Source organism: Alkalihalobacillus bogoriensis ATCC BAA-922, assembly GCF_000621445.1.
GTDB lineage: Bacteria > Bacillota > Bacilli > Bacillales > Bacillaceae_F > Bacillus_AO > Bacillus_AO bogoriense.
In genome coordinates this window covers 36,015-51,193 of record NZ_JHYI01000035.1, presented here as the reverse complement: position 1 = coordinate 51,193, position 15,179 = coordinate 36,015, and the positions used below count along the sequence as shown (strand labels likewise).

General features: G+C 33.4%; 13 protein-coding genes. 12 read left to right on the top strand and 1 reads right to left on the bottom strand.

What is annotated here, in order from left to right; genetic code table 11:
• Positions 1 to 683 (top strand): hypothetical protein (locus T323_RS29190; protein WP_026673787.1); only part of this gene is annotated, 683 nt, incomplete at its 5' end.
• Between the two features lie 68 nt (positions 684 to 751).
• Here the strand turns inward: T323_RS29190 and T323_RS28875 are convergent.
• Complete coding sequence (locus tag T323_RS28875; RefSeq protein ID WP_156942451.1) at positions 752 to 922, bottom strand: hypothetical protein; 171 nt, start codon at positions 920 to 922, stop codon at positions 752 to 754.
• Between the two features lie 163 nt (positions 923 to 1,085).
• Between T323_RS28875 and T323_RS0113590 the strand changes: the two genes are divergently transcribed.
• The 11 genes from T323_RS0113590 to T323_RS26710 all read left to right on the top strand — a co-directional run bounded on the left by T323_RS0113590 (position 1,086) and on the right by T323_RS26710 (position 15,139).
• Positions 1,086 to 1,613, top strand: coding sequence for a dihydrofolate reductase family protein (locus tag T323_RS0113590; protein WP_026673786.1), 528 nt, complete (start codon positions 1,086 to 1,088; stop codon positions 1,611 to 1,613).
• Positions 1,614 to 1,641: 28 nt separating this feature from the next.
• Entirely contained in the window at positions 1,642 to 2,301 is a 660-nt protein-coding gene (locus tag T323_RS0113585) for a DNA alkylation repair protein (protein ID WP_026673785.1), read from the top strand.
• Positions 2,302 to 3,015: 714 nt separating this feature from the next.
• Complete coding sequence (locus T323_RS28010; RefSeq protein ID WP_051556528.1) at positions 3,016 to 3,456, top strand: helix-turn-helix domain-containing protein; 441 nt, start codon at positions 3,016 to 3,018, stop codon at positions 3,454 to 3,456.
• Positions 3,457 to 3,747: 291 nt separating this feature from the next.
• Positions 3,748 to 4,851: a hypothetical protein gene (locus T323_RS28005; protein WP_051556527.1), complete on the top strand. Its 1,104-nt coding sequence runs from the start codon at positions 3,748 to 3,750 to the stop codon at positions 4,849 to 4,851.
• 161 nt (positions 4,852 to 5,012) lie between these two features.
• Positions 5,013 to 5,276 (top strand): TIGR04540 family protein, encoded by a 264-nt coding sequence (locus T323_RS0113570; RefSeq protein ID WP_026673783.1) that lies wholly within the window; start codon positions 5,013 to 5,015, stop codon positions 5,274 to 5,276.
• Between the two features lie 15 nt (positions 5,277 to 5,291).
• A complete protein-coding gene (locus T323_RS0113565) occupies positions 5,292 to 5,888 on the top strand; it encodes a DUF1819 family protein (RefSeq protein WP_026673782.1) in 597 nt (198 codons plus the stop codon).
• A 10-nt stretch (positions 5,889 to 5,898) separates the two neighbouring features.
• Positions 5,899 to 6,465: a DUF1788 domain-containing protein gene (locus tag T323_RS0113560; protein ID WP_026673781.1), complete on the top strand. Its 567-nt coding sequence runs from the start codon at positions 5,899 to 5,901 to the stop codon at positions 6,463 to 6,465.
• Positions 6,466 to 6,480: 15 nt separating this feature from the next.
• Positions 6,481 to 10,047 carry a BREX system P-loop protein BrxC gene (gene brxC / locus T323_RS0113555; RefSeq protein ID WP_026673780.1) on the top strand — a complete coding sequence of 1,189 codons (3,567 nt, stop codon included), beginning with the start codon at positions 6,481 to 6,483 and terminating at the stop codon, positions 10,045 to 10,047.
• A gap of 15 nt (positions 10,048 to 10,062) precedes the next feature.
• Positions 10,063 to 13,551 carry a BREX-1 system adenine-specific DNA-methyltransferase PglX gene (gene pglX, locus T323_RS0113550; RefSeq protein ID WP_026673779.1) on the top strand — a complete coding sequence of 1,163 codons (3,489 nt, stop codon included), beginning with the start codon at positions 10,063 to 10,065 and terminating at the stop codon, positions 13,549 to 13,551.
• A 65-nt stretch (positions 13,552 to 13,616) separates the two neighbouring features.
• Positions 13,617 to 14,621: an AAA family ATPase gene (locus T323_RS0113545; protein ID WP_026673778.1), complete on the top strand. Its 1,005-nt coding sequence runs from the start codon at positions 13,617 to 13,619 to the stop codon at positions 14,619 to 14,621.
• Positions 14,622 to 14,623: 2 nt separating this feature from the next.
• Positions 14,624 to 15,139 (top strand): hypothetical protein, encoded by a 516-nt coding sequence (locus tag T323_RS26710; RefSeq protein ID WP_051556526.1) that lies wholly within the window; start codon positions 14,624 to 14,626, stop codon positions 15,137 to 15,139.
• The last annotated feature ends 40 nt before the right edge of the window (positions 15,140 to 15,179 follow it).

Genomic DNA, 15,179 nt, shown 5'->3' with positions numbered 1-15,179 from the left:
AGGTATACGATGATATCAATGATACTGCGGTATCAAAAACATGGGCTGATCATTTACAAATAGAAATTTATGGAGCAGAAGATGATTTTGATAGTGATTTCGTTAGTTACAAAGATAAAGACATTCGCTTCGATGAACATGTATTCTTTATGACAAATGAAACGCTTGAAAGCTTTAAAGAAAGATATGAATGGTATAAAGAAGAATTCGAAGCACTGCTTGAATATATAACAAATGATAGTGAGGCTATGGTCGATTCAGCTCTCAATAGATTAGTAGGGGAATTTCCACAGTTAACAGAACTTAAAGAGAACATCCGTAAGAGACTTACTGAAAAAGTAGATTATTTAGAATATAGTCACATGAGGTTAGAAGTAATCGAAGTAAAATTAGACAAATCAGACTTAATTATAGAACAAATTATGAAAAAGGCAAGATCTCTGGCAAATGGTTTAATAGATGAGATTAAAAGAAGGAATAAAAATAAATATACAAATGTAGTAATGGCGAAGAAGATAGATAATGCTATTACTGAAATAAAGCAATATAACGTAACAAATGACAGCAATATAAACGAGGCAATAGGGTATCTAACTGAATTAAAGGCTTTATTTGAAAAGGGAGAAGAAGTAGACGAAATGTTAGCTGATATTTGGAATGCAATATATAAGCAGAAGGCTTAAACGAGTTTACAAGTTAACAAGATGGAACTTAGAGAAAGGAGAAATGTAGTCAGCATCTCTCCTTTTTCTTATTTTTGCTCCTTTTTTAATCGTTCCAGCTCTTTTTCAGCAATTTCTTGTAAACCTTTTTGAAAATTCTCTGAGTTCCAAATTGCCAAAGGTTCTTTTCCGCTCAAACGTGCAACTTCAGTCGCAATTTGAAAAGCATAGTCTTTCAAGTCTTTCGGTACTGTAGTCATGTGTCGGCTCCTTTACTTACGAACGTATATTCCTATATATATTAAATTAAGTAAGGGTAGGTTGCAAGAGTAATACAGTATTTAATCTGGCTGGGCTTTTCTGTATAATTAAGGAAGTTGGTAGTATTTATTCGTTGTTTGAAGTGATGAGAAGGTGGTTATTATGGCTGAAAAGCGAAGAGTAGTTGTATTTATCGCTTCGAGTTTAGATGGATACATTGCTACAAAAGACGATTCATTAGATTGGTTATTTAATGTAGAAGGTGACGGAGATAACGGTTATTCGGAGTTTTATGCTACTGTTGATACAGTTTTGATGGGGAAAAGAACATATGATTGGATAATACAACATGTAACCGAGGAATTTCCTTATAAAGAAAAGGAGTGTTATGTGTTTACAAGTTCTAATCAAGAGCATACGGAATATACAAGATTTATAAACGAGGATATCGTTGATTTTACAAATAAGCTAAAAAAACAAAAAGGCAAAAACATATGGCTGGTTGGTGGTGGAGAAATAATACAATCATTCATAAAAGAAGAGTTGGTTAATGAAGTGATTTTAACTGTTGCACCAGCGGTTTTAGGAAACGGTATACCTTTATTTAAAGAAGTACAATTAGAACTATCACTTATTGGAACAAGAACGTTTAATCAGTTTGTAGAGCTTCACTATGAAGTGAAAAAGTGATCATCTCTATGTGTAGGAGTGACAATCAATGAATGTTCAAGATGTAACAAACCATTTTCAGTTGTTAAAAAACTCGGAAAAAGCAATCGGAATGTCTGCTTATATGAAAAACCATTTTGAATTTATGGGAATTCAAACGCCTGATAGAAAAAAAGCTACTTCTACTCTATTTAAAGAATGGCAAGTTGGCAAGAAGGCGGTTGATTGGGAATTTATTTTTGACCTTTGGGAACAGCGTGAGAGAGAATACCAATACGTAGCCATTGATTATTTAAAAAAATCAAAGAAATTATTGGTTTCTGAGGACTTACCTAAAATTAAGAAACTCATAATTACAAAATCATGGTGGGATACAATAGATAACCTTGCAAGTGGTGTAGTAGGACATATTATTTTGGAATTTCCAGAACAAGTAAAAGTAATGGATGAATGGGTTAATGATGACAATATGTGGGTAAGAAGAACAGCTATTTTACATCAATTATCATTTAAAGATAAGACGGATGAAAAGCGATTGTTTTCCTATTGTCAGAGGCATGGGGATGATAAAGAGTTTTTTATCGCAAAAGCAATTGGTTGGTCATTGAGGCAGTATGCAAAAACAAATCCGCAGTCTGTCATTACGTTTGTTGAAAATACGCCATTGCAAAACCTTAGCAAACGTGAAGCACTAAAACATGTTAAGTAAATCAATCTGCACAGAGGAGAAATAAGGATATAGGGGAATAGTGTTGTATTACGTTTTACCTAAGTCATTCTCCTCCCTTTATCCTGAAACCTAATCTCTACTTAGCAACTTTCGGAAAACATAATACTATATATAGCGATTCATTTTTTAGGCTTCTATTCTTTTCTGGGATGGAAGTCTTCTATGTTTCCTTTGAACATCTTCTATGATTGGCAATCTTCTATATCTGTATTACGTGTCTCCTATATCCACATTCAATGAAAAAAACACCTACAAAGAGCACCGAAAATTATTTAGAATAATTCTAAATAAGATATGATGGACTTTCTCTTGCTTTTTATTACAGTTAGTTTCTTAACTCAATAAAAACGAACTTATGTTCCTTGCAAACTAAGAATCTTAACCATACTGTATGAAAGACTTTCATATAAACTATGGAAACTGTATCTTAACTTCCTACCAACCAAGCTTTTTATATGAATATCGTTCATATGTTTTACAGAAAATGGACATAACATATATGAAAAATATGCATATAACTTATGTAACTTATTCATAGAACTACCACATTCACATAACTGACATGCCGAATTTAAGACTTACTATCAAATTTTCTGTTTTTAAGTTATAAAATCACTCTACTAATCTATAATATAAAGATTTTTAATCAAAAAGGATTTCTATAATGGAAAAAGTAGAACAGGAGTGATTGAGATGGGAAAAGGTAGAAAACAAATGCCAGCGGAGTTTGGTAAATTGATTCGTAGGTTAAGAGAGGAAAAGGGCTATAGTTTAGAACAACTATCTAAAAAAGTAGATGTAAGTGCAAGTTATGTTCATAGGATCGAAACGGGGGAGAAGAAGCGACCAAGCTTCGTTATCATTGAGGAAATTGCAGAAGCATTAGATGTGGATGTGTTTGATTTGTTGCAGATATCTAATTCAGGGCAAGAGCATACAACTAAGACATTAGCTGAATTATTATATGGACATTCATCTGTTACAACAGGTGGAGTTACTCTTCATGCGGATGCAAAAGAGGCATTGTTAAATGTGATTGACGAAATTATCAAGGCAAAGTGGAGTCATTCTACAATGATTAGTGACATTAACAATATCAGTACAGCCATTAGCAAATTTAAAGAAGTGTTTTAATTGCTGGAAAGGGAACAGATTTATTCTGTTCTCGTCATACATAGAGTAGAGTTAAGGGAAAAGGGAAAAAGAGATGGTTAATATTTATTGACATTAGGAACGTATATTCTTATAATGACGTAAATGAAGATAAGGAGGCAAGGAGTATGGTTTTACGGACTATAAAAAAGATTCAAGGGAAAATAGAAGAGCAAAGTTAAAGGGAGCATTGTGTAGCCTGACGGTTATATAATGCTTCTATTTTTTTGTCAAAAATAATTTACAAAATATAGATAAGGAGGAAGGCTAAAGGTGAGTAAGAATGGTTCGAACAAGGAAGCAATCTTTTGCTGGGCGTTAATCAAGTATCCGAGTATTTTAGAAGATGCAATGCAATTGCAATTAGCAAATATCGAATTGGAAAATCGAGCAGGTGGAAAGAAAACAGATATTAGTGCTGTTGATAGAAAGCGAAGACTTAATATTTTAATAGAAGTACAAATTACGAAGTCTAATACTCGTTACTTAGAACGTATTAAGGAAATGATTGAAATTCAACCTGAAGGTGTTATTGTCTGGATTGCATCTGAATTTGAAGATAATCATAATAGAGAGATAGAAGAATGGCTTAGAGCGAAAAACAAACGTTATATTGATTTCTATGCTTTGCAAATTGATCCACAAGTTATGCCACTTTTGATAGAGTTGAATGAGCTTTATAAATTAGAAGTATTTGATGAGTTGTATCGTATAAAAGAGGTAGACAAAATTCTAACAGTGCATCATTCATTACAACAATTGCCTGACTTTTACATAGGGCAAGCTCAAATTACAAAATATGAATACGATTATTCACGTATTGAAGAAGTTAAGAAAGCATTGTTATGTGTTTTAAGAGAAAGGATGCCATATTTTTTAAACTTTTACTATAACAAAAAGGCGTACATCCACGACCATATATTAAATGTAGGTGCAGGGGTAGCAGGGTTAAATTATAGATGTGCAGTTAAAAATCGCAACGGCTTAGCTTTTGTTGAACTCTACTTCGATATTTCAAAGATTGCTATGTATGAGAAGTTTCAAACTTTAAAAAGACAAATGAAAGAAAGAATTAACAGTAACATTACCTTTGTCGATAGAAAAATTGGGATTTATTTTGCACCACCTGAATCGTATGAAGAAACATTTGAAATTATTGCTAAGCTGTTTGAACGGTTTTTGCTCTTTTTCAGTCCGTACATTTTTAGAGTCAAAGAAATTAAGGCTGAAGGAATAGAAGTGAGAAAGTCATATACCGATGGTGATTTAGATTATGAATGTGGCATAATGTCAGCAGAAATAGAAAATTATATTGAGACGGAAGACAGTTACCGAATAGCAATAGAAGATAGAGCGGATTATTATTTGTATAGGTAGTATCAGGATAGGCTTCGCTAAATACAGCGAGGTCTTTTTCGTCTTTTTGTCGATTTATGTAAAACGAATATTGCTATATAGATAAATGTGGTCTTGTAGTAAGTTTGGAGTAAGAATAAAATAAAAGTAGAGTAAATACGATAGTTTTTTGAGGTGACATCATGGAAGTGAAACTATTTTATAAAACGCAACGTGACCTTGCTGTAGCATTAAACGGAATTGTCGATGCGTATTGGGAAAATGGACTTGATGAAAATGAACTAATTACGAAAGTTAATGAACTTTTCATCAACAATAAAAGTAAAGTTCTAAAGGAAAATGAATTTACGACAGTATTAAGGCAACAATGTGGTAAGAGAAGGCTTGAAGTTGTGGAGAGAATACTAACTTTGAATGGTCATACTATTACAAATAGTCAACAATAAGGAAGGTTTTTACATATGAGTAAAGAACTATTATATAGTACATCTTTAACAGGAGCATCGTTTTTATTGTTTGAGTTAAAGCAAGTTTTGCGACTTAAAGAGCAAGGCTTATCAGATAAAGAAATCAGGTCAAAAGTTTTCGAGGAAAACTACTTTCAATACAAAGTGCAAAACAGTGCAAAACGTAGTTTGCCTTCTGTATTAAGGCGAGCTAACACGTTGGATGAAACATTAAGAAAAATGGTATTGGAAGAACCTTTGGAAGTAGGTAAAATGATTAACCTTTATGCCATTATGAAAACGGATCGTTTGTTTTTTGAATTTATGGATGAGGTAATTCGTGAAAAGCTTCAAGCTAATGACTATTTGCTGGAGAAAAAAGATATGAATACGTACTTTACATATAAGTCAGAACAAGACGAGAAAGTGGCAAGTTGGACAGAAAAAACGGTTGATAAGTTAAAACAGGTATTCATGAAGTTGTTGTTTGAAATAGGGATCGTTAAAAATAAGGAAACAGGTGAATTAAGTCGCTTGTTAATCGATGAACGAGTAAAAGAACATCTGTTTTTTATTGGTGAGCATGATTATGTGCGTGCGATGGGGGAGTGAGTGTTAAGTAATGGGTAACTTGAATGCAAGGCTGGATAAAATTATTCCGAAAATACGAGATGACAAATTTATTCAAGGACATGGTCTTGGTAATGAAATCAGCTTTTATGTTTTTGACTATGAACCAGAAGGGGAACTCGTTGTTCGAGACTATATTAACCATATTAAGAAAGAGTTCAGCTATGAGGGTACAAACCGCAAAATCATCGAGTTTGATTTATATAAAATGCTGTTAGAGATTGCAAAAGAACGGAACATATTTAATCGTATTTTTGATATGGAAGAAAAGCAAGGAAAAGAAGCGTTGTTTAAAGCAATGACAACCTTTGCAAAACCTGATATTTTCCTGAAAAAAATTAAAGAACAAATAGGGGCTCATAATGTTGTCTTTTTAACAGGAATAGGTAAGGTTTATCCATTTGTCAGGTCGCATACGATACTTAATAATTTACAAGAAGTGATAGATAAAACACCTGTGATCATGTTTTTCCCTGGTCAATATGATGGGCAATCACTTCAATTGTTTGGAAAATTTAAAGATGATAATTATTACCGAGCATTTCGCTTAGTGGATTAGTGAGGGGGATAAGAAATGATCATTAAAGATATGTTTCAAAAAGACATTGAACGTGACATAAAAGGCGTTATTAAAGTGGCTCAGACCGATGAAAAACATATTTATCAAGAGTTAGATGAGTATGTTGTGACAAGAGAGTTGAACAAACACCTATCGAAGTTTTATGAAAACTATCAAAAAGGAATTGACGGTACAACGGATAAAATGGGTGTTTGGATTTCAGGTTTCTTTGGATCGGGTAAATCACACTTTTTAAAAATTTTAGCGTACTTACTTGAAAATAAAGAAGTACAAGGGAAAAAGGCACTCGAATTTTTTGATGAGAAAATTGAAGATCCAATTATTGTTGCGAATATGAAACGTACAGCCAATGTGGATACTGAAGTGATACTTTTCAATATCGATTCGAAAAGCTCCTTAGATAGTAAGTCAAAAGAAGATGCGATACTACGAGTGTTTATGAAGGTATTCTATGAGCATAGAGGTTATTATGGTGACATTCCTGGTGTGGCTGAAATGGAGAAGTATTTAGATGCAAAAGGGGTTTACGAAGCATTTAAGCAAGAGTTTAAAGCGTTGGCAGGAGAAGAGTGGATAGAGAGGAGAAACACTTTTTATTTTGATGCGGATTATGTCATTGGAGCATTAACAAAAGTAACGGAAATGACAGAGGAATCAGCACGAAATTGGTTTGAAAACGGAGTTAACAACTTTGAAATTAGCATTGAAAAGTTTGCTAAAGACGTAAAAGAATACATTAAGCAGAAGGGCGATAACTTTCACCTTATCTTTTTAGTAGACGAAATTGGGCAGTACATAGGGGATAGCCGTAATTTAATGCTTAATTTACAAACTGTTGCTGAAGATTTAGGTACGCATTGTGAAGGTAAGGTATGGATTATGGTTACTTCACAAGAAAGTATTGACACCATCATTAAGGTAAAAGGTGATGACTTCTCTCGTATTCAAGGCCGCTTCGATACAAGGCTTTCTCTATCATCGATATCTGTTGATGAGGTCATTAAGAAGCGTATCTTACTGAAGAAAGACTTTGTAAATGACAAGCTTAAAGTGTATTTCCCTGAGAAAAGTGCGATACTGAAGAATTTAATTAGCTTCAAAGAAAGCACAGCAGATCTTCGTGGTTATGACAATGAACAAGAATTTGCAGACGTATATCCATTTGTACCTTATCAATTCAAGCTCTTACAAAATGTATTTGAGCAGGTGCGTAAACATGGTTCAAGTGGTAAGCACTTATCTGAAGGGGAACGTTCAATGTTATCTGCTTTTAAAGAGGCGGGTCTACGCTATAAGGATTCAGCAGAAGGAAGTTTAATTCCATTCTATGCCTTCTACGATACGATTAAGGAGTTTTTAAACCCTACGATCTCAAGGGTAATTGAAGGAGCGTATGAAAACCCAGCTTTAAAAGATGATGCATTTAACATGGAGCTTCTGAAAGTATTATTTATGATCAAATACATTAAAGAGCTACCAGCCAATATTGATAATATTGCTACGCTTATGGTAACGAATATTGATGAAGATAAATTACAATTAAAGGAAAAAATCAAAAGTTCACTTCGCAAGCTCATTTCACAAACGTTAATTCAAAAAAATGGTGATTACTATATCTTCCTAACCGATGATGAGCAAGATGTGAATCGAGAAATAAAGGCAGTAAGTATTGAGGAAGAAACCGTAAAACGAGAACTTGCTAACTATATTTTTGAAGATTTATACCAAGGTACACGTTATCGCTACGGTAAAGTGTATGATTTTTCCTACCGACAAAAAATGGATGAGAAAGATTATAAAAACCAAACGGCTTCCATCGGTATCAACATTCTTTCGCCACTATCCGATCACTATGAGAAGTCAGAGCAAGAGCTGATGATGATGTCATCTGGAACAAATGAACTGATTGTAAAATTAGGTGGTAGTGATACGTATATTGAAGAAATGCGGGAAGTTCTACAAATTGAAGAATACCGCAAAAAGCGTAATATCACACAACTACCTGAGAGTATCCAAAATATCTTAAACAATAAACAAGCTGAGGCAAGAGAACGTAGAAGAAGGGTACGAGATTTGTTGGAAGATGCGATTAAATCATCCGTCTTTTATGTAAACGGTGATCGTGTTGATATTAAAGGTTCATCGGTGAAAGAGAAGTTTAATACGGCTCTCGAATCGTTAGTTGAAAACGTATATACGAAATTAGCGTATGTAAAAACGCACTTAGATACGGAGCGAGATCTCATTGATATTTTAGCTGTAAAAGACGAGCAATTAACGCTTGGTGAGGACATGAAACAAATCCCCAATCCACTTGCGATCAAAGAAGTATCTGACTTTATAGGCTTACAGGATGAGATTAAGAAACAAGTTCGAGTAAAACCACTTCTTGATCGTTTCAATGACAAGCCATACGGCTGGAGACCACTCGATATCGCAGGAATTATTGCACATTTACTAAAAGAACAACGCATTCGCATTCGCTACAATGCACAATATTTAGAGCCAGAAGATGGGGTAAATAAAATTATTACTGTCCTAACGAAAACACAAGAAGCGGATAAAGCGATTGTTTTAAAACGAGTAAAAGTCGATGAATCGTTAATTCGAGTAGCTAAAAGTATTTGTAAGGAAGTCTTTAATAAAACCGATTTGGCGGATGATGAAGATGGATTGGTGAAAGATATTCGTACACTAATGGAACGTCAAATCTCTGAAATCAATGCTTTAAAAGCTCGTTATGAAGGGCGTAAATACCCTGGATTGAGCTTACTCGATAAAGGATTAGAGTATTTCGGTGAATTCCATAAAGGCTTAGACAATGCTTCTTTCTTTACAAAATTAAAAGAGATGGAAGATGATCTATTAGATTGGGAAGAGGATATTGTCTATGTAAAGAGTTTCTTTGGAACAGATCAGAAACGTATTTTTGATGAAGGATTACAAGCTCTTAAAAAATACGAAGAAAATAAGATGTATGTCATGAGTGATGGATCTGAGGACTTCATCCAGAAGCTAACAGACATTGTGAAAGATCCAATTCCGTATAAGAAGATTAAGGACATTCCAGAGCTTGTAAATAAAGTGGAAGAAACAATTAACGCTGTTCTTGAAGAGAAGAAAACAAATGCGAAGAGCAAATTACAAGCTGATTATGAAAACTTAGCTATTCTTGCTAAGCAGTATGGTGTATCAACAGAAACGAAGCAAAGAGTTGACCAATATTACAAAGATCTCACAACAAACATTGAAAGCTTCGTAGACATTTATAAAGTCGATGCAACGATTTCTCAAAGTACGAGCTTTAAAGAGAAATATGAACGTGTGATTGATCGAGAAATCAAAGAGTGGCAAAGAAGAAAGCAAGAAGAACAAGGTACAGGCGTGATTGAAACACAACCACCTGTAGCAACGATCCAAAAGCAAAAGGTTAAAGTATCCGAATTACTTGCTGTTAAGACGTTACAGTCAGAAGAAGATGTAGACCAATTCGTGAATACGTTATCAAACAAACTAAAAGAAATTATCAAATCCAATAAACATATCGAGTTCTTGGATTAAGAAGGTGAAAACAAAATGAACAAAACAGCATTGAAAAACTTTGCGACAAGTGCCAGACGTGAGCTACTCAAAAAAGTAGAAGCAAAAGCATTAAAAATAGGAATTTCAGCAGATAAAATTACAAAGGCAGAAATCGAAAGCTCAGATGCCATCTTTATCGATGGTAGACAGCTTTCAAAGAGTGAAAAAGTACAAAGGGAACGACTAATTGATCGAATTAACCAAACAAGTTTTAGCAGAGTAATGGAAGAAGTGGCTTACACTTGGTTTAACCGTTTTACAGCATTACGTTTTATGGAGGTCAACAATTATCTCCCTACAAAAGTTAGAGTATTTTCTTCAAGTAATGCTGATAGTGCTGAACCTGATATGATGAAAGAAGCACTCTCTCTTGATTTAGACCTTGATAAAGAGCTTGTTTATGAGATGAAGGTAAATAATGAGTCAGAAGAACTGTTTAAGTATTTGATTATTAAGCATTGTAATGACTTAAATCGTTATATGCCCTTTATGTTTGAGAAGATTGATGACTTTACAGAGATACTTTTTCCAGAGGGGCTATTAGCAAAGGATTCATTTCTTAGGGAAATGACAAATACAGAGAAAATAGCAGAAGAAGATTGGAACAAAATTGAAATCATCGGCTGGCTATATCAATTTTACATTGCTGAGGAAAAGGAAAGAGTATTTAAGCAGAAATCTAAATATAAGGCAGAGGAAATTCCATTTGCAACTCAGCTATTCACACCTGATTGGATAGTACGTTATATGGTGCAAAACTCATTAGGGCGGTATTGGATTGAATCGCATCCAGAGCATCGTGACTTACTTTCGAATTGGGAGTTCTATCTTGAAAATCCTAATCAGGATTTAGACTTCGAAGAGAAGTTAGCTCCGTATATCAATGGAGATTTAAAAGTCGAGGATATTAAATGTTTCGATCCAGCAATGGGCAGTGGGCATATTCTTGTTTATATGTTTGATGTTCTCTTTGAAATATATAGTAAATGTGGGTATATGGATAGGGAAATACCGAGGTTAATTATTGAAAATAACCTTTATGGCTTAGATATTGATGACAGAGCCTATCAACTTGCTTGTTTCTCAGTGGTAATGAAGGCATTGGAGTATAATAAGCGTTTCTTCAGGAGCATTGAGAGAGAAGGATTGCAACTGAACTTAGCTTCAATTCAGGAAACGAATAGCCTTGATGAAGATGATATTGCTTATATTGCAGGTGAACGTGAAGGAGAACAATTTAATACTATTAAAGAATTTATTGAGCAGTTTAAAGATGCAAAAACGATTGGATCTTTGCTTAAAGTAGAAAAGTTCGACTTAGGTTTTTTAAAAGATAGATTAGATTACATACAGAACAATCCAGCTGAAAATTTATTAGATGAAGAGATAAAGAAGAAGGCATTAAATATAATACCCAACTTGTTAAAACAAACTGAAATTATGGCGAATCAATATGAAATATTAGTAACAAATCCCCCTTATATGGGCTATGGAAGTATGAATAGAGAGTTATCTGACTTTTTAAGGGGGAATTATCCTGACTCTAAATCTGACCTTTTTGCCTGTTTTATGGAAATTGATCATTACATAAAAATTGAAGGGTTTTATGCAACTGTCAATCAGCATTCATGGATGTTCTTGAACAGTTTTGAAAAGTTAAGAGAAAAGATTATCAATAAAAAAATAATTAAATCAATGTTGCACTTAGGTCCAAGAGCTTTTGAAGAAATTGGTGGTGAGGTTGTGCAATCAACTGCATTTGTATTGAGAAATACAAACATTCCTGGAAAAAAAGGAATATATCTTAGGTTGGTTGATGAAAGATCTTCTGAAAAGAAAAAAAATAAAGCAAAAGAAGCTGTTTATAATAGTTCTGTCCCTTATAGGTATACATACGATCAAGTAGATTTCAAAAGTATTCCTCAATATATATTAGCTTATTGGCTAAATAAAAAGGTTACAAATTTATTTAACTCTCGGACACTTTATGATATTTCAATATCAGATGGGCAGACAAAAACAGGCAATAATGATAAATACTTGAGGTTCTTATGGGAAGTGGATCACACTAAAATAGGGGAAGGTAAAAAGTGGGTTATTCATGCCAAGGGTGGTTCATTTAGAAAGTGGTATGGAAACATTGAAACTGTTATAAATTGGAGTGAGGATGCAAGGGCACATTATAAAAATGATTCCGTTGCAAGAATTGCACCTGAATATATTTGGTTTAGAAAAGGTATTACATGGACTTTAATAACCAGCGGGAAATTTTCTGTAAGAATCTTAGAAGAAGATTCAACTTTTAATCTTGCGGCCCCTTCTATATTTATTAAAAATGTTGATGATACACTATATTTTATCGGACTATTAAATAGTAAAGTTCACGAAACAATAATAAGAGCTTTAAATCCAACACTTAATACCAATATATCTGATATTAGAAGAATCCCATTTATTGAAGAAAGTAAAGGGGATATGGATAAGGTGAAAGCCGTAGTTGCAGAAAATATAAATATTTCAAAACAAGATTGGAATTCGTATGAAACATCTTTAGGTTTTAAAAAGCATCCTTTACTCGTTATAGAAACAGAAAAGTCTACACTTGAAAATGTGTTTAATAAGTGGAAAGCCTTTTTAGAGTCACAATTTATAAAATTAAAAAATAATGAAGAATCATTAAATACACATTTTATAGAGCTGTATGGAATGCATAATGATCTAAACCCAAGGGTTGAGGATGAAGATATTAAAATTCGTAAACCAGATATAGAAGGAGATATTAAAAGCTGTATTTCCTACGCCATCGGCTGTATGTTTGGCCGCTATTCCTTAGACGAAGAAGGTCTGATTTATGCTGGTGGGGAATTTGATCCAACTAAATATCAAACTTTCCCAGCAGATCAAGATAACATCCTGCCAATTCTACCTGGAGCCTACTTTGAAGATGACATTGTTTCAAGATTTAATGACTTTGTTAAAGTTACATTTGGTGAGGAAACTTTATCAGAAAACCTTGATTTCATAGCAGACACTCTTGGTAAGAAAAAAGGAGAAACAGCTAAAGAAACGATTAGACGTTATTTCTTAAATGATTTTTATAAAGACCATGTTCAAACGTATAAGAAACGCCCAATTTATTGGTTATTTACTTCTGGTAAACAGAAAGCATTTAACTGTTTAATCTATATGCACCGCTATGATAAAACAACGCTATCGAGAATACGAACGGATTATTTACATGAATACCAAATTCGCTTAGATGCTGAAAAAAGAGATTTGCTAACAATTATTGAAGGTGACTCTACTGCAAAAGAAATCAGTGATGCGAAAAAGGAATTGAAGACGTTAGAGAAAAAGATTGAAGAGCTCAAAAGTTATGATGAAGTATTACACCATATGGCAGATATGCAAATTGAAATTGACTTAGATGACGGAGTAGTTGTGAACTATGAGAAATTTAAAGGATTAGTAGCAAAGATTTAGTTTGGGAAATAGGCGAGTTGTTGGATAAAATGAAGTTAGGATAGTTGTAAGAAGGGAGTGATTGAATGACAATCAAAAAAGTTTGTATCGAAAATTTTACTGTATTTGAAAATGTGGAAATCGACTTTTCATCAGGTGTAAATATTATCATTGGTACAAATGGAACGGGAAAAACACACTTACTTAAATCGTTATATGCGTTGTGTGAAAGTGTAAATAACAAAGGAGAAGACATCTTTGACATATCTCAACCATTTTTTAAAGTAAATCCAATGAATTTAGTAAGGGATCAACGGGATAGAAATAAGAAAACACATGTGACTGCATACTTTTCTAAAAATAGTTACGTTTCGCACGTTATTATTAAACATGAAGGAATGAAGTTAGCAGGAGATGGAGCAAGTTATTCTGACATTGATTTTAAAGTAAAAAATGTATTTATACCTGCAAAGGAAATGTTGTCCCATGCTCAAGGTTTTTTAGCAATGTACAACAAATATTCGTTGCCGTTTGATAAAACGTATGCAGATATTATTACAAATGCTGAACTTCCTGAAACAAGAGCAATTACTCCAATAAATGAAATGACTCTTCAGAAGATTTCCGAAGTAATAGATGGGCACGTCATTCATGAAAAAAGTAGTTTTTACGTTGTTAAATCAAATGGGAAGAAAATTGAATTTCAAATCGAGGCAGAAGGTTTAAGAAAGTTTGGTCTGTTATGGAAGTTAATTCGTAATGGTTTGATTGAGGAAGGAACAATACTCTTTTGGGATGAACCTGAAGCAAATATTAACCCTGAGTTAATTCCTGTTTTAGTGGATATTTTACTTGAATTACAGAGAAGTGGAGTACAGGTTTTCATTGCTACGCACAATTATAATTTAGCAAAGTATTTTGAAATTAAACGTAAGAAAGATCATAAGGTAAAGTTTCATCATTTGTATAAGACAAACGATGGTGTCCAAGCAGATTCAAGCGATTATTTTGGCGAACTACCTAACAATCCAATCATTGAAGCAGACACTGAATTATTAGATCAAGTGATTGAAAGTAATTTTGAGGTGTAAGCATGACAGGAAAAGTATTGTTAGATGAGAATAAACAATTTCAATTTGATTTTTCTAATGCACCTTATGTATGGCAAGTACAAGAACTAACAAAATCTACTATGCTAAGCGATGTTGATTTTATTACTGAGATTGAGGGGGAGATTGTTTTCCTTGAATATAAAAATGCAAATATTCAAGGAGCCAAAGCCCCTGACGCTATGGTTAAAAAAATGAAACATGAAGATTTTTATAAAAAGATAGCTCGGAAATTTTACGATAGTCTTCTTTTATTTTGGGCGTGTGGAGGCAATCAAGAAGAAAAACCTATCACATACGTTTTGTTAATTGAGCATCCTATTATTGATAAAAAAATAAGAAAACAACTTGTTTTGAAAATAGGAAAACAATTACCACTATCCCTTGTAGATGATAGATTGAAAAGAAAAATTTTATCAAGTTTTGCAGTGTATAATATTGATGAGTGGAGAGAGCAATTCTCCCAAATCGAAATAAAATCTATCGTAGAAAATATTTAAAAAGATAAAGAAGCAAGTCCTACATGGGGGTTGCTTCTTC